We start from the raw sequence: 15,915 nt of genomic DNA, 5'->3' as shown, positions 1-15,915 counted from the left end.
CTGTGAGGCTTACCTGTAACGCCTTGATTACTTAGCTGAACCCTAGCTGTCTGCCTGTCAAATAAACGAGTTTTTCATCCGCCTTTCATATTCGTTGCACATTTTTGCGCTTAACCTTGTAGGCAACACTTAAGAGCAATCCGTGGATTATCGACTAACCTTTTGAAAACGCATCATCTTTGGCCCAGTTTTGTAACTTGCGGGCTGTAGTTTTGCCCAATGAACGCTGCTGTTTTCACGCTTGAAGTCGCTTTAGCCCGAGGTCATGAATCTTTGAAACCCTACCCTATTCATTGCGTGTCGATCGTTATCCCGGTCTACAACGAACAAGAAAGCCTGCCTGAGTTGCTGCGTCGCACCACGGCAGCCTGCAAACAACTGGCTTACGAATACGAAATCATCCTGGTGGATGACGGTAGCCGCGACAATTCGGCCCAACTGCTCGAAGACGCCGCCGCCGAAGACGGTAGCAACGTGGTGGCGGTGATCCTTAACCGCAACTACGGCCAGCACGCGGCGATCATGGCCGGCTTCGAACAGTGCCGTGGCGAAGTGGTGATTACCCTCGACGCCGACCTGCAAAACCCGCCGGAAGAAATCCCGCGCCTGGTCGAGCAAGCCGCCCTGGGTTACGACGTGGTCGCCACCGTGCGCAATAACCGCCAAGACTCGGCCTTCCGCCGCTGGCCGTCGCGCTTGATCAACCTCGCCGTGCAGCGCTCTACCGGCGTGGCCATGACCGACTACGGCTGCATGTTGCGCGCCTACCGCCGCACCATCGTCGACGCCATGCTCGCCTGCCGTGAGCGCAGCACGTTCATTCCTATCCTGGCCAACGGCTTTGCCCGCCACACCACGGAAATCCTGGTGCACCACGCCGAACGTGAGCACGGCGAATCCAAATACAGCGCCATGCGCCTGATCAGCCTGATGTTCGACCTGCTGACGTGCATGACCACCACGCCCTTGCGCCTGCTGTCCATCGTCGGTTTCAGCCTCGCGGCGCTCGGCGTGCTGTTTGCCTTTGCCCTGATTGTCATGCGCCTGGCGTTCGGCGCCGACTGGGCCGGTGATGGCCTGTTCGTGCTGTTTGCGGTGCTGTTTGTGTTCACCGGTGGCCAGTTCATCGGCATGGGCCTGCTGGGCGAATACCTTGGCCGCATGTACAGCGATGTACGCGCCCGCCCACGCTTCTTTATTGAAAAAGTGCTGCGCAACCAACCGGCAGCACCGGCTCCAGTCGTCGTGGTTGACGGCCTGGTGTCTTCCCATACTTCTACTTCTTCGGATCAGGTCCAGTCATGAGTTCAAAAGCTGTTGTATTCGCCTACCACGATATTGGCTGCGCAGGCATTGAAGCGCTGCTCAGCGCCGGTTACGACATTGCCGCCGTGTTCACCCATGCCGATGACCCCAAGGAAAACAACTTCTACGGTTCCGTCGCCCAACTCTGCGCACGCAACGGCATCCCGGTACATGCTCCGGAAGACGCCAACCACCCGCTGTGGATCGAACGCATTGCCAAGCTGAACCCGGAGTACATCTTCTCGTTCTACTACCGCAACCTGCTGAGCGAACCGCTGTTGGCCACCGCTCGCAAAGGCGCGTTCAACCTGCACGGCTCGTTGCTGCCTAAATACCGTGGCCGCGCCCCGGCCAACTGGGTGCTGGTCAACGGCGAAACCGAAACCGGCGTGACCCTGCATCGCATGGTCAAGCGTGCCGATGCCGGCGCCATCCTCGCCCAGCAAAAAGTCACCATCGAGCGCAGCGATACCGGCCTGAGCCTGCACGCCAAGCTGCGTGATGCAGCCGCTGTCCTGCTGCGCGATGCCCTGCCACAGCTGGCCCAGGGCAAGCTGAGCGAAACCGCCCAGGACGAGAGTAAAGCCACCTACTTCGGTCGTCGCACCGCCGCCGATGGCAAGCTGGACTGGAAACAGCCCGCCGAGCAACTGTTCAACCTGGTGCGCGCAGTGACCCAGCCGTATCCGGGCGCCTTCTGCGCCGTGGGCGAGCACAAGCTGATCGTGTGGCAAGCCGATGTGGTCAAGGGCAACGAAGGTCTGGCGCCTGGCCGTGTAATCAGCGTCAACCCGCTGCGCATTGCCTGTGGTGAAGATTCCCTGGTGGTCAAGTTCGGCCAGCGCAACGAAAACGGCCTGTACCTGGCGGGCCCGTCCCTGGCCGATGAACTGGGCCTGGTGGATGGCTCCGTACTGCGCGGCGCCGAGTCAGGCCGCAAGCCACGCCGCACTCGCGTGCTGATTCTGGGCGTCAACGGTTTTATCGGTAACCACCTGTCCGAGCGCCTGCTGCGTGACGACCGCTACGAAGTCTATGGCCTGGACATCGGCTCCGACGCCATCGAGCGCCTGCGCAGCCACCCGAACTTCCATTATGTGGAAGGCGACATCAGCATCCACACCGAGTGGATCGAATACCACATCAAGAAATGCGACGTGGTGCTGCCGCTGGTGGCCATCGCCACGCCGATCGAATACACCCGTAACCCGCTGCGTGTGTTCGAACTGGATTTTGAAGAAAACCTCAAGCTGGTGCGCTACTGCGTCAAGTACAACAAGCGCGTGATTTTCCCGTCGACCTCCGAAGTCTATGGCATGTGCCAAGACCAGTACTTCGACGAAGACACCTCCAACCTGGTGGTGGGCCCGGTCAACAAGCAGCGCTGGATCTACTCCGTCTCCAAGCAACTGCTGGACCGCGTGATCTGGGCCTACGGCGACAAGGGCCTGAAGTTCACCCTGTTCCGTCCGTTCAACTGGATGGGCCCGCGCCTGGACCGCCTGGACTCGGCGCGCATCGGCAGCTCCCGCGCCATTACCCAGCTGATCCTGAACCTGGTGGAAGGCACGCCGATCCGTCTGTTCGACGGTGGTGAGCAGAAGCGTTGCTTCACCGACATTGCCGACGGCATCGAAGCCCTGGCGCGCATCATTGATAACGACAATGGCGTGTGCGACGGCCAGATCATCAACATCGGCAACCCCGAAAACGAAGCCAGCATCCGCCAGTTGGGCGAAGAGCTGCTGCGTCAGTTCGAGGCTCACCCGCTGCGCCACAACTTCCCGCCGTTCGCTGGGTTCCGCGACGTCGAGAGCAAGGCGTTCTACGGCACCGGCTACCAGGACGTGGCGCACCGCAAGCCAAGCATCGAAAACGCCAAGCGCCTGCTGAACTGGGAGCCGAGCGTGCAGATGAGCGAAACCATCGGCAACACGCTCGATTTCTTCCTGCGTGAAGCCATGCTTGAAATTGCGGACAAAAAGTAATGCAGGCAGGTCTTCGCATCGACGTCGACACCTACCGCGGCACCCGTGAAGGTGTGCCACGGTTGCTCGACTCCCTGGCCGAAGCCGGGGTCAAAGCGACGTTCTTCTTCAGTGTCGGGCCGGACAACATGGGGCGCCACTTGTGGCGCCTGATCCGCCCGCAGTTTTTGTGGAAGATGCTGCGTTCCAACGCTGCCGGCCTGTATGGCTGGGATATCTTGCTGGCCGGTACCGCCTGGCCAGGCAAGCCGATTGGCCGCGACCTGGGGCATTTGATGCGCCAGGCCAAGGCCGCCGGGCATGAAGTCGGCCTGCACGCCTGGGACCACCATGGCTGGCAGGCCAACACCGGGCGCTGGAGCGAGGCACAGCTGGTCGAGCAGATTCGACGCGGCGTAGACACCTTGAGCGACATCCTCGGCGAGCGCGTCGACTGTTCAGCGGCCGCCGGCTGGCGTGCCGATGAGCGCGTGGTGCAAGCCAAGCAAAGCTTCAACTTTCGCTACAACAGCGATTGCCGGGGCACCAGCCTGTTTCGACCAACCCTGGCCGATGGCAGCGCGGGCACCCCACAAATTCCGGTAGACCTGCCGACCTTCGACGAAGTCGTCGGGCCGGTGGTGGCTGCCAACGATTTCAACAGTTTCATTCTCGACCGGTTCAGCGCGTCAAAGCTGAACGTCTATACGATCCACGCAGAAGTAGAAGGGATTCTGATGGCCAATGATTTTCGCCAGTTGCTCGCCCAGGCCGGGCAGCGCGGCATTGATTTCAAACCCTTGGGCGAGCTGTTGCCTGCGGATGCGACCACCCTGCCCCAGCAACAGCTGGTGCGCGGCGCCTTGAGCGGCCGCGAGGGTTGGCTGGGAGTGCAGCAGGCATGATCCGCCGCTGGGCGTTGCCCCTGCTCCTGCTGGCGTTCGCCGTGTTCTACCTGCTGCCGTTGGCCACCCATGGTCTGTGGATTCCCGATGAAACCCGCTATGCGCAAATCAGCCAGGAAATGCTGCTGACCGGCAAGTGGGCTGCGCCGCACTTCATGGGCATTCGCTACTTCGAGAAGCCCGCCGCAGGCTATTGGATGATTGCGCTGGGCCAGGCGATCTTCGGGCAGAACCTGTTTGGCGTACGGTTTGCCTCGGCCTTGAGCACCGGTTTGAGCATTCTGCTGGTGTATCTGGTGTCTCGCCGGTTGTGGAACGACCCGCAAAAGAGCCTGGTCAGCACGCTGCTCTACATGAGCTTCGTCAGCGTGGCCGCGCTGGGCGGCTATGCCAACCTGGACCCGCAGTTCACCTTCTGGGTCAACCTGACGGGCGTGGCCTTGTGGTTTTGTTTCGACAGCACCACGCGGCGTGCGCGCTTGTGGTCCTGGGCCTTGCTGGGCCTGGCGTGCGGCATGGGCTTCATGACCAAAGGCTTCCTGGCCTGGTTGCTGCCGGTGCTGGTCGCCCTGCCCTACGCCGTCTGGCAAAAACGTTTTGGTGAGTTGTGCAAGTTTGGCCCTGTTGCCGTGGTGGTAGCGATTGCTGTCAGCCTGCCGTGGGCGTTAGCTGTGCACCTGCAAGAGCCGGACTACTGGCATTTCTTTTTCTGGCACGAGCACATTCAACGCTTTGCCGGTGAAGACGCCCAGCACGCCGAACCCTTCTGGTATTACCTGCCGCTGCTGGTCGCGTTCGCGCTGCCGTGGGTCGCCGTTCTGCCGTCCGCGTTCAACCAGGCCTGGCTGCAACGGCGCGTGCCGAAAACCGCGTTCCTGCTGCTGTGGTTGTTGATGCCCCTGGCCTTTTTCAGCCTGGCCAAAGGCAAGCTGCCCTCCTACATCATGCCGTGCATGTTGCCCTTGGCCTTGCTGATGGGCTCGGCCTTGAGTGACAAACTGGCTCAAGGTCGCGGCCGCGTGCTACGCATCAATGGTTGGTTGAACCTGGCGATCGGTGTGCTGGTATTGCTGGCCCTCAGCTGGTTCCAGTTGAAGAAGCCGGTATACGAACCGGGTGAAGAGACCCTCAGCTTGGTGCTGGTGTTCATCTTCTTGTTCGGTTGGATCGTGGTCAATCTGCTGCAAGCGGCACGCCCCTTGAAGTTGTGGGCGGCGCCCTTGATCGGCAGTGGCTTACTGGTGCTGCTGGTGCCTGCGGCGTTGCCCCATTCGGTGGTTTACAACAAGACCCCGGACCAATTCATCATCGATCACATCGACGAGTTGCAGCCCAGCGTTGCCCTGCTGAGCAACGACCTGGGCGCCGCCTCGGCGTTGTCCTGGCGCCTCAAACGCCCCGATATCACGCTGTACAACACCTCGGGTGAGGTCAAGTACGGCGTGGCTTACGAGGACACGGCGCCGCGTCTGGTCGACCGTAACCGCATCCAGTCATGGATGGCCGAAACCCGTCGTACCGGCGCGGTGGGCGTGGTGATGCGCGTCAATAGCACCGGTGAAAAGGAAGAGCTCGCCCTGCTGCCCACCGACGGCAAGCGTTATGCGCAGGGCAAGATCGTGATCCTGATTTTCCCGCAGGTCGCGCCATGATCACCCTGCTGCTACTGCTCACGGCCTGCCTGCTCACGTGCATGGGCCAGGTCTCGCAAAAGTTTGCTGTGGAAAGCTGGCGCGGCGTGCCGGATGGCTGGACCTTGAAACTGCGCTCGCCGTGGTTGTGGTCGGCGCTGGTGTGCCTGGGCCTGGGCTTGCTGGTGTGGCTGCTGGTGTTGCAGCGTCTGGAAGTGGGCATTGCCTACCCCATGCTCAGCCTGAATTTTGTGCTGGTCACGCTGATGGCGCGCTTTGTGTTCCACGAACCCATTGATGGCCGTCACTGGCTGGGTGTGGGGCTGGTGATTGCTGGCGTGGTCTTGCTGGGGCGTCAGGTATGAGCCGCGTGCGGGGTTTCGCCCTGGCCTTGGGCAGTGTCGGCCTGGTGAGTGGTGCCCAACTGGGCATGCGCTGGAGCATGACGCGCCTGCCCCTCCCCTCTGAATGGCTGGCCGCCTTCACGGATAACAGCGTCGACCTGGGTGCCCTTGGCGTGGTGATCCTGGCGATCATCGCCTATGCGCTGTCGATGCTGTGCTGGCTCGGCGCACTGAAGCACTTACCCCTGGGCCGCGCTTATTCGCTGCTCAGCATCAGCTACGCGCTGGTGTATTTGCTGGCCGCCAGCCTGCCGGTGTTCAACGAAGATTTTTCGCTTTCAAAAACCCTGGGGGTGGCCTTGGTCATCCTCGGCGTACTGGTTATCAACTCTCGTCGTGCTAGCACCTCAAGTCCCAGGAATACCCCATGAAAATCAGTGTATTTGGTAGTGGTTACGTTGGTCTGGTTCAGGCCACTGTATTAGCCGAAGTCGGTCACGATGTCATTTGCATGGACGTTGACAAGCACAAGGTCGAATCGCTGCAGAAAGGTCACGTGACCATCTTCGAGCCGGGCCTGGCAGCCATGGTCAAGGACAACCTGGAAAGCGGGCGCCTGCGCTTTACCCACGACGAAAAACTCGCCGTCGAACACGGCGAAGTGCTGTTTATTGCTGTGGGCACGCCGTCGGATGAAGACGGTTCGGCCGACCTGAAATACGTACTGTCGGTGGGTGATGCGGTTGCCCGCCACCGCGTGGCACCGGTGATCCTGGTGGAGAAATCCACGGTACCGGTCGGCACCGGCGACACATTGCGCGACCACATCCTCAATAACCTGCGCGCCGCCGGCCGTGAGCTGCAGTTCGATATCGTCTCCAACCCGGAATTCCTCAAGGAAGGCTCCGCCGTTGCAGACTGCCGCCGCCCGGACCGGATCATCATCGGCTGTGAGCGTGAAGAAGTACGTGACGTGATGCGCGACCTGTACGCGCCGTTCAACCGCAACCACGACCGCATCATCTTCATGGACCTGCGCAGCGCCGAACTGACCAAATACGCCGCCAACTGCATGCTGGCCACCAAGATCAGCTTCATCAACCAGATCGCCGAGCTGGCCGAACACCTGGGCGCCGACATTGAGTCGGTGCGCCTGGGCATTGGTGCCGACTCGCGCATCGGCTACCACTTTATCTACCCCGGCTGCGGTTATGGCGGCTCGTGCTTCCCCAAAGACATGCGCGCCCTGATTCACAGTGCCAAGCAGGCCAACTGCTCCAGCGACCTGCTCGAAGCCGTGGAAGCCATCAACCAGCGCCAGAAGAGCAAGCTGTTCGAGCGCATCAACGCGTTCTTCCAGGGCAACCTCAAGGGCAAGACGTTCGCTCTGTGGGGCCTGGCCTTCAAGCCCAACACCGATGACATGCGTGACGCCCCCAGCCGTGTGCTGATGGAAGCGCTGTGGGCCGCTGGCGCCAATGTGCGTGCGTTCGACCCGGAAGCCATGCAGGAAACCCAACGTATCTACGGGGACGACCCGCGCCTGATGCTGATGGGCACCCCGGAATCCACCTTGGGCGGCGCCGATGCGTTGATCGTGTGCACCGAGTGGCAGCAATTCAAGGCACCGGACTTTGACCTGATTCACCAGCGCCTGAAAACCCCGGTGATCTTCGACGGCCGTAACCTGTACGACGGCGAACGCCTGGCGCGCAAAGGCTTCAAGTACTTCCCCATCGGCCGCGGCGACTCCTGCGAGTTGCCGATCCCCCAGCAAAACTGGGTGGAACAGGCCAAGGACGCTTGCTAGGTGAACATCGCCTTACCGTCCGCGCAGCGTGCAACGATCCGTCACCAGTCCCTGGGGCTTGGGCTCTTGGCGCTGGTGCTGTTTATCGCCGGCAACTGGCACCAGGCGATCATCGGCTTCGATTCGCGCTTCGTGGTGTTTGCCCAGGAAATGCTGCGCCATGGGCCAAGCTTCTTCCCCACCACCTATGGCCAGCCGTATGCCGATTACCTGGCGACGTCGACCCTGCTGACGTGGCTGCTGTCGTTGCCCTTGGGCCAGGTCACCAGCCTGACGGCGTGGCTGCCCACGGCGGTGGCGTCGACGCTGATCGTGGTGCTGGTCTATCGCCTCACCGCGCCCTACTCGCCGCGTTGGGGCCTGCTGAGCATTGCGATGCTGCTGCTCAGCAGTACCTTCATCAGCGAAACCCGGGCAGTCTCCCTGGATCAGATGCTCGCCGCCGTGGCGTTGGCGGTGTTCTACCTGGGCTATGCCCATGACCATTTCGCCGCTGCAAAGCGCCTGCATTGGGTGTTTTTGCTGCTGCTGTTGGGGTTTGCCATTCGTGGGCCGATTGGCCTGGTGATCCCTACGGGCGTGTTGTGCAGCTACTACCTGATCAACCGCCAGTGGCGCCAGCTGTTCAGCTTCGGGCTGCTGGCACTGGCGCTGCTGGCGGCGTGCGTCGGCCTGTTGCTGCTGCTGGCCAAGCTCAGCGGTGGCGAAGACTTCATGCATGACGTGATTCGCATGCAGTTCCTGGGGCGCATGGATGGCAGTGAAGGCTCCGGCGGCGTGCTGTATTACTTCACCAGCTCTTTGGGCAATTACGCCCTGGCCTATCCACTGGCATTGTTAGTGCTGCTGGCGGTGCTGATGGGCGGTCGACGCGCGCCGGACCCGGCCTTGAAGCTGGTGCTCTACTGCGCAGCAGCGGGTGTGCTGGTGATGCTGGGGCTGTCGGTGCCCCAAGCCAAGAAAGCGCGTTATATCCTGCCGATGTTGCCGATGGCTGCGATCATTGCCGCTTACCCCTTCCAGGCCACGCAAGGGCGGCTGTTTGCCTGGCTGCGCGCCTTGATGCTGGGCATCTGGACGCTGTTGCCAACGCTGCTGGTCATTGGCCTGGTGGTGGCGCGGCGGCGTTACCCGGAGCCGCTGGCCGACCTGGTGCTGATCTTCGTCGTGCTGGGTGTGCTGCAGGTGCTGGCCCTACTGGCATTGTTCCGCTCGCGGCTGCGCACCTACGGGCCCGCCCTGGCCGCCGTGCTCGCCCTGTGGAGCACCTACATCATGGTGGTCGAACCCCTGGAACGTCAGGTGTACGACACCCGCACCTTCAGCCTCGCCGTCAAGGCGCACGTTCAGCAGCAACCGGCGCCGCTGGTGTTGCATGCACTGGGCAAAGACGCGAAAGCCATCAAGTTCATGGTCAACTTCGATTGCGACAAGGTGCCGTTGTTTACTCAGCTGCCCGCCGAATTGAAACCCGTCCAGGCGCCGGCATGGATAGTGATGAGCCAGGCCGACTTCCAGGCGCTGGACGATCCGCGCCTGCGCTCAATCACGCCGACGCTCACGGCAGCGTTCGACAAAAACCCCTATGTGTTGCTGCATTTGGCAAAAACCTCGACGCCCTGAGTGCTTTTCCGGCTGCATTGTAAGAAAGAACGCCCACTCCTCCACGAGTGGGCGGCTTTCATCATAGGTACCAAGAAAGTGCCTACATTTGTTTGCGTAATGGCTGGTGCACTTTCCCTTCCGGTGCTCGGAGCCCAACTGTAGACTCGCTGCCACGTGCACTCACTATCTACCACCCGACCGTCAGGACCAACCTGTAGCGCTTGGGTCAGGGCACTTCACAACAACAAGGACGTTGTAGGCTGCCCGCGCGCGATGGCTTACTTCATTGAGAGGACAATGCCGTGCGAGATGACCTGTTAACCGTACCTTTACCCAGGCTGGATCGTTTGATGGCGTTGCGTGACGCACTGGTGGCGTTGAAGGGGCCGCTGGCCGACGATCCCAGGCTGCGCGAAGACCTGCAAGAGCGCCTGTTCAATGAAGAAACCCACAGTCGCGTGCTGGGCAAGATCAACCCAACGACGGCCACAGCCACCGGGCCGATCACCTACGGCGACGCCTTTTAACTGCATTTGTTTTGCATTTAACCTTCATTAATATGCAGTAGCGCCCCTGGATCAAGCGCGGCACACTGCACAGGTTCCTTCCCCCAATGTTGGAACCTTCAAAGGGCTGATCCGGGAAACCAGGCAGGCCTTTTTTTTTCGCCCGCCGTTTATGGACCGTCTTTCAATGCTCGCTCGCTGGTTACCCGCTGCAATCAACACCCGTCCCGCCGAATGGAGCCGTGCAGCCATCGGCATGGCCCTGGGCACGCTATTGAGTGTCTGGGCTTGTGCCCAAGTATTCGGCATGGAGGTGGCCCTGCACCTGCTCGGCCCTCTGGGTGCCTCGGCGGTGCTGTTGTTTGCCGTGTCATCGGGCGCGCTGGCCCAACCCTGGTCGATCATCGGCAGTTACCTGTGCGCAGGCGTCGTGGCGCTGCTGGTCGCCCGCGTCCTGGGGCGCACCTTGGGCAGCGCGTGCCTGGCGGCGGGTATGACAGTGGTCCTCATCTGCTGGCTACGCTGCCTGCACCCGCCGGCCGGCGGCTTGGCCATGACCCTGGTGCTGGCCGATCCGGCATCTGTCGCCCTTGGCTGGTACGAACTGGCGCCGGTGATGCTCGGCGCTGGCGCCCTGCTCGCCTGTGCGCTGGCCTATAACAACGCCACGCGCACGCGTTACCCCAAGGGGCTTGCCGAGCCTGCACCGGTTATCCTGGGCACTGCCACCGCCGTCAGCGAGCCGAGCATCACGGCAGCCGACCTCAAGCTGGCGCTGGCCGAGATGGAGCAGTTCTACGACGTCGAACCGACAGAGCTGGAGCAACTGATCCACGCCGCCGAGGGCCATGCCCGGCGTCGCAGTATCGGCGAGGTTCTGGCCAGCCGGGTGGTTTGACCGGCACTGCATAAATGCAACAACGACCTGCAGGATTCCGGGTTGTACGGGGCAAATTTGCACTGGTACGATCACAAGAGAGTTCACCCGCGAACATCTTGATAAAGACAATAAAAGCAGGGAGTTAGAGATGACTGCTCAGGTTTCATCCCAAGCAAGCCACGCCGAGGTCCAGCAGGACGCTGTCTTGGCACAGGTGCGTAACCATATCGGCCACCTCACCCTCAATCGTCCCGCCGGCCTGAATGCCATCACCCTGGACATGGTCCGCCAGTTAACCGCGCACTTGCAGGCCTGGGCCGTCGACCCCGAGGTCTACGCCGTGGTACTGCGCGGCGCCGGCGAGAAAGCATTTTGCGCTGGCGGCGACATCCGTTCGCTGTACGACAGCTTCAAGCAAGGCGACACCCTCCACCAGGATTTCTTCGTCGAGGAATATGCCCTCGACTTGGCCATTCACCACTACCGTAAACCCGTAATGGCATTGATGGACGGCTTCGTCCTCGGCGGTGGCATGGGCCTGGTGCAAGGCGCAGACCTGCGGGTAGTTACCGAACGCAGCCGCCTGGCGATGCCGGAAGTGGCCATCGGGTACTTCCCGGATGTGGGCGGCAGCTATTTTCTCTCGCGTATTGCTGGCGAGCTGGGCACCTACCTTGGGGTGACCGGGGTGCAGATTCGCGCGGCGGATGCCTTGTATTGTGGGTTGGCAGACTGGTACATCGACAGCGCCAAGCTGGTTGAGCTGGACCAGAAACTCGACGGCCTGCAATGGCACGACTCGCCGCTCAAGGACTTGCAAGGCGCACTCGCCAAGCTCGCCGTACAGCAACTGCCCGACGCCCCGTTGGCGGCCTTGCGCCCGGCCATTGACCATTTCTTCGGGTTGCCGGACGTGCCCAGCATCGTCGAGCAACTGCAACAAGTCACCGTGGCTGATAACCATGACTGGGCGTTGACCACCGCCAACCTCATGCAGACCCGCTCGCCCCTGGCCATGGCCGTGACCCTGGAGATGCTGCGCCGTGGCCGCCACTTGCCACTGGAACAGTGCTTTGCCCTCGAACTGCACCTGGACCGCCAGTGGTTCGAGCGCGGCGACCTGATCGAAGGGGTTCGCGCCCTGATCATCGACAAGGACAAGACTCCGAAGTGGAACCCGCCCACCCTCCATGCGCTGGATGCCAGCCATGTCGAGAGCTTCTTCCGCGACTTCGTGCAGATTGGGAAATAAGCCATGCAAGATCTTGAATACACTGAAGAACAAGTGATGATCCGCGACATGGCGCGTGATTTTGCCCGTGGCGAAATCGCGCCCCATGCCCAAGCCTGGGAGAAAGCCGGCTGGATCGACGACGCCCTAGTGGCGAAGATGGGCGAGCTGGGCCTGCTGGGCATGGTGGTACCGGAAGAATGGGGCGGCACCTATGTCAATTACGTCGCCTACGCCCTGGCCGTGGAGGAAATCTCCGCCGGTGACGCTGCGACGGGCGCGCTGATGAGTATCCATAATTCAGTGGGTTGCGGGCCGATCCTCAACTACGGCACAACCGAACAGAAAAACACCTGGCTGGCCGAACTTGCCAGCGGCCAGGCCATCGGTTGCTTCTGCCTGACCGAACCCCAGGCCGGTTCCGAAGCCCATAACCTGCGCACCCGTGCCGAGTTGCGTGACGGGCAGTGGGTCATCAATGGCGCCAAGCAGTTCGTCAGCAATGGCAAGCGCGCCAAGCTGGCCATCGTGTTCGCCGTGACCGACCCGGAACTGGGCAAGAAAGGCATTTCGGCGTTCCTGGTGCCCACCGATACCTCAGGTTTCGTGGTCGACCGCACCGAGCACAAGATGGGCATCCGTGCGTCAGACACCTGCGCCGTCACGCTCAACCAATGCAAGGTTCCTGAAGCCAACCTGCTGGGTGAGCGCGGCAAAGGCCTGGCCATCGCCCTCTCCAACCTGGAAGGCGGACGCATCGGCATCGCCGCCCAGGCCCTGGGCATTGCCCGCGCCGCGTTTGAAGCCGCGCTGGCCTACGCCCGTGATCGGGTGCAGTTCGACAAAGCGATCATCGAACACCAGAGCGTGGCCAACCTGCTGGCCGACATGCAAACCCAACTCAACGCTGCGCGCCTGCTGATCCTCCACGCCGCACGCCTGCGCACCGCCGGCAAACCCTGCTTGTCCGAAGCCTCCCAGGCCAAGCTGTTCGCCTCGGAAATGGCCGAACGGGTCTGCTCCAAGGCAATGCAGATCCATGGTGGGTATGGGTACCTGGAAGATTACCCGGTGGAGCGCTACTACCGGGATGCACGGATCACGCAGATTTATGAAGGCACCAGCGAGATACAGCGGCTGGTGATTGCCAGGGAGTTGAAAAACTACCAGCTCTGACGGACACCACACCATCGCCTTCTGTAGGAGCGAGCTTGCTCGCGAAAAACGTCAGCGATAACGCGTGCTTGCTGACTGACCGCGGCGTCTGTGAGCTTTTCGCGAGCAAGCTCGCTCCTACAAAAATGCCTTGACCGTCTGGCATTATGGCTTGCCTGCGATGCAGACACCTCGGTACATCAGGGTACCGATCAACGGTAACCACGATGCGAAGCGAGCCGCTCTTGCTCTTGCTCTTGCTCTGCTTTTGATCTTGATCTTGATCTTAGGCGCCCCGTCAAACCACGCTGGCCGGAATTCGACAGGGATTTGGGGGGTAAACCGGCAGGGATGCCGGTTTAGCCGCCCCGCGCCATGGATGGCGCGTGGCGGCGGCCCCCCAAATCACTGACGAATTACGGGCACACCGAGCCTAAGCGAGGTGCCGAGTGGTGGGGCAAGAGCGTTTTGCTTACTTTGCCGCTTTTGCAAAGTGAGCCGCCGTCAGGGCGGAACCCTAAGCGGCCGTTACCGCAGCAATGGATATGTACACAATCCAACTGCGTTGACTGCTAGGCCGCCTTCGCGAGCAAGCCCGCTCCCACAGTTGGATCGTTGGGGTGTCAGGTAGGTGTCGGCTGGCAGGCCACACACCCATCAGGCTTACTTATCCTTGAATTCCGGCGCCCGCTTGGCCACAAACGCGGCCATGCCTTCCTTCTGGTCCTGGGTCGCAAACGCCGCATGAAACACCCGACGCTCAAAACGCACGCCTTCAGACAGGCTGACTTCAAACGTACGGTTCACACTTTCCTTGACCATCATGCTGATCGGCACGGATTTACCGGCGATCAGGGTAGCTACTTTCAGCGCCTCGTCCAGCAGCTCATCGGCGGGCACGATGCGCGCCACAATCCCGCAGCGCTCGGCCTCTACCGCGTCGATAAAACGCCCGGTCAGGCACATCTCCATGGCCTTGGCTTTGCCCACCGCACGGGTCAGGCGCTGGGTGCCGCCCATGCCCGGCAGCACGCCCAGGTTGATTTCCGGCTGGCCGAACTTGGCGGTGTCGCCGGCAAGGATAAAGTCACACATCAGGGCCAGCTCGCAGCCGCCGCCCAGAGCGAAACCATTCACGGCGGCAATGATCGGTTTGCGGCGGTTGGCCACACGGTCGCTGTCGCTGAACAGGTCGTCCATATAGATCTGCGGGTAGGTCAGCTCGGCCATTTCCTTGATGTCGGCACCGGCCGCGAAGGCTTTTTTCGAGCCGGTCAGCACGATGCAACCAATTTCCGGGTTGGCTTCCAGGCTGTCCAGCGCCTGGTTCAGCTCGCTGACCAGTTGTGCATTCAAGGCATTCAGTGCGCTGGGGCGGTTAAGCGTGATCAGCCCGACACGGCCCTGAACGTCAAGCAGGATGGTTTCGTAACTCATGTCTCGGCTCCTTAAAGATTGCGTGAGATGACCATGCGTTGAATATCGCTGGTGCCTTCGTAAATCTGGCAGACCCGCACATCACGGTAGATCCGCTCCAGGGGGAAGTCGTTCAGGTAACCGTAACCGCCCAGGGTTTGCAAGGCGGCCGAGCAGACTTTCTCGGCCATTTCCGAGGCAAACAGCTTGGCCATGGACGCCTCCACCAGCGCTGGTTTGCCGCTGTCACGCAGGGCAGCGGCGTAATGCACCATCTGCCGGGCGACGGCGATCTGGGTGGCCATGTCGGCCAGGCGAAAGGCGACGGCTTGGTGTTCGATCAGCGGCTTGCCAAAGCTTTCACGTTCGCGGGCATAGTCCCGGGCCGCTTCGAAGGCGGCGCGGGCCATGCCCACCGACTGGGACGCGATGCCCACGCGGCCGCCTTCCAGGTTGGCCAGGGCAATTTTATAACCTTCGCCCTCCTCGCCCAGGCGGTTGGCCACCGGCACTTTCACGTCTTCAAACAGTATCTGGCAAGTGTCCGAGGCATGTTGCCCCAGCTTGTCTTCCACCCGCGCCACGGTGTAACCGGGCGAATTGGTGGGCACGATAAACGCGCTGATTCCGCGCTTGCCCGCAGCCGGGTCGGTGACCGCAAACACAATCACGATCCCGGCGTTTTGCCCGGAGGTGATGAACTGTTTGCAGCCGTTGAGTACATAGTGGTCGCCTTCAAGGCGCGCCCGGGTTTTCAGGCTGCTGGCATCGGAGCCGGCCTGGGGTTCGGTCAGCGCGAAGGCGCCGAGCATAGCGCCGCTGGCCAAGGGCGTGAGGAACTGCTCTTTCTGCTGGTCATTGCCAAATTTGAGGATCGGCACGCAACCCACCGAGTTGTGCACACTCATAATCGTGGAGCAGGCGCCGTCGCCCGCGGCGATTTCTTCCAGGGCCATGGCGTAGGCCAGGTAGCCGGTGTCGCAACCGCCCCACTGTTCTGGCACCAGCATGCCGAAAAAGCCCAGTTCGGCCATTTCCGCGATGGCCTCCTTGGGAAAGCGATGCTCGCGGTCCCACTCGGCGGCGAAGGGTTTCAAACGTTCCTGGGCAAATTGCCGGGCGGCGTCGCTGATTTGCAGTTGTTCGTCATTGGGCAACAT

At 61.4% G+C, this 15,915-nt stretch carries 14 protein-coding genes; 12 read left to right on the top strand and 2 right to left on the bottom strand.

Annotation, left to right across the window (positions count from 1 at the left end; genetic code table 11):
* Nucleotides 1-273 precede the first annotated feature (273 nt).
* The 12 genes from arnC to CRN80_RS23745 all read left to right on the top strand — a co-directional run bounded on the left by arnC (nucleotide 274) and on the right by CRN80_RS23745 (nucleotide 13,360).
* Nucleotides 274-1,305 carry an undecaprenyl-phosphate 4-deoxy-4-formamido-L-arabinose transferase gene (gene arnC, locus CRN80_RS23800; RefSeq protein WP_098951482.1) on the top strand — a complete coding sequence of 344 codons (1,032 nt, stop codon included), beginning with the start codon at nucleotides 274-276 and terminating at the stop codon, nucleotides 1,303-1,305.
* The gene (gene arnA / locus CRN80_RS23795) at nucleotides 1,302-3,293 is read left to right on the top strand and encodes a bifunctional UDP-4-amino-4-deoxy-L-arabinose formyltransferase/UDP-glucuronic acid oxidase ArnA (protein ID WP_098951481.1); all 1,992 of its coding nucleotides are present in this window, start codon (nucleotides 1,302-1,304) and stop codon (nucleotides 3,291-3,293) included. The genes arnC and arnA overlap by 4 nt, the downstream gene beginning before the upstream one ends.
* Nucleotides 3,293-4,177: a 4-deoxy-4-formamido-L-arabinose-phosphoundecaprenol deformylase gene (arnD, locus tag CRN80_RS23790; protein WP_098951479.1), complete on the top strand. Its 885-nt coding sequence runs from the start codon at nucleotides 3,293-3,295 to the stop codon at nucleotides 4,175-4,177. Before arnA ends, arnD begins: the two co-directional genes overlap by 1 nt.
* The gene (gene arnT / locus CRN80_RS23785; protein WP_098951477.1) at nucleotides 4,174-5,829 is read left to right on the top strand and encodes a lipid IV(A) 4-amino-4-deoxy-L-arabinosyltransferase; all 1,656 of its coding nucleotides are present in this window, start codon (nucleotides 4,174-4,176) and stop codon (nucleotides 5,827-5,829) included. Before arnD ends, arnT begins: the two co-directional genes overlap by 4 nt.
* A complete protein-coding gene (gene arnE, locus CRN80_RS23780; RefSeq protein ID WP_098951475.1) occupies nucleotides 5,826-6,173 on the top strand; it encodes a 4-amino-4-deoxy-L-arabinose-phosphoundecaprenol flippase subunit ArnE in 348 nt (115 codons plus the stop codon). Before arnT ends, arnE begins: the two co-directional genes overlap by 4 nt.
* Complete coding sequence (gene arnF, locus CRN80_RS23775; protein WP_098951474.1) at nucleotides 6,170-6,583, top strand: 4-amino-4-deoxy-L-arabinose-phosphoundecaprenol flippase subunit ArnF; 414 nt, start codon at nucleotides 6,170-6,172, stop codon at nucleotides 6,581-6,583. The genes arnE and arnF overlap by 4 nt, the downstream gene beginning before the upstream one ends.
* A complete protein-coding gene (locus CRN80_RS23770) occupies nucleotides 6,580-7,962 on the top strand; it encodes a UDP-glucose/GDP-mannose dehydrogenase family protein (protein WP_034135652.1) in 1,383 nt (460 codons plus the stop codon). The genes arnF and CRN80_RS23770 overlap by 4 nt, the downstream gene beginning before the upstream one ends.
* A complete protein-coding gene (locus tag CRN80_RS23765) occupies nucleotides 7,963-9,585 on the top strand; it encodes a glycosyltransferase family 39 protein (RefSeq protein WP_098951472.1) in 1,623 nt (540 codons plus the stop codon). It abuts the gene before it with no gap.
* A gap of 332 nt (nucleotides 9,586-9,917) precedes the next feature.
* Nucleotides 9,918-10,094, top strand: a complete 177-nt coding sequence (locus tag CRN80_RS23760; RefSeq protein ID WP_078467354.1) for a hypothetical protein — start codon at nucleotides 9,918-9,920, stop codon at nucleotides 10,092-10,094.
* A gap of 166 nt (nucleotides 10,095-10,260) precedes the next feature.
* The gene (locus CRN80_RS23755; protein WP_003191232.1) at nucleotides 10,261-10,971 is read left to right on the top strand and encodes an HPP family protein; all 711 of its coding nucleotides are present in this window, start codon (nucleotides 10,261-10,263) and stop codon (nucleotides 10,969-10,971) included.
* A 130-nt stretch (nucleotides 10,972-11,101) separates the two neighbouring features.
* Nucleotides 11,102-12,205 carry an enoyl-CoA hydratase/isomerase family protein gene (locus CRN80_RS23750; RefSeq protein WP_098951470.1) on the top strand — a complete coding sequence of 368 codons (1,104 nt, stop codon included), beginning with the start codon at nucleotides 11,102-11,104 and terminating at the stop codon, nucleotides 12,203-12,205.
* A 3-nt stretch (nucleotides 12,206-12,208) separates the two neighbouring features.
* On the top strand, nucleotides 12,209-13,360 hold the full coding sequence (locus CRN80_RS23745) for an acyl-CoA dehydrogenase family protein (RefSeq protein WP_098951468.1): 1,152 nt from the start codon (nucleotides 12,209-12,211) through the stop codon (nucleotides 13,358-13,360).
* A 642-nt stretch (nucleotides 13,361-14,002) separates the two neighbouring features.
* Here CRN80_RS23745 and CRN80_RS23735 read toward each other — a convergent pair.
* Nucleotides 14,003-14,776 carry an enoyl-CoA hydratase gene (locus CRN80_RS23735; protein WP_098951467.1) on the bottom strand — a complete coding sequence of 258 codons (774 nt, stop codon included), beginning with the start codon at nucleotides 14,774-14,776 and terminating at the stop codon, nucleotides 14,003-14,005.
* Nucleotides 14,777-14,787: 11 nt separating this feature from the next.
* The gene (locus CRN80_RS23730; protein WP_098951465.1) at nucleotides 14,788-15,915 is read right to left on the bottom strand and encodes an acyl-CoA dehydrogenase; all 1,128 of its coding nucleotides are present in this window, start codon (nucleotides 15,913-15,915) and stop codon (nucleotides 14,788-14,790) included.

The organism is Pseudomonas sp. FDAARGOS_380 (genome assembly GCF_002591235.1).
GTDB classification, from domain to species: Bacteria; Pseudomonadota; Gammaproteobacteria; order Pseudomonadales; family Pseudomonadaceae; genus Aquipseudomonas; species Aquipseudomonas salmasensis.
Note: the sequence above shows the minus strand (reverse complement) of the source record. Positions and strands in the feature narration are given on the sequence as shown.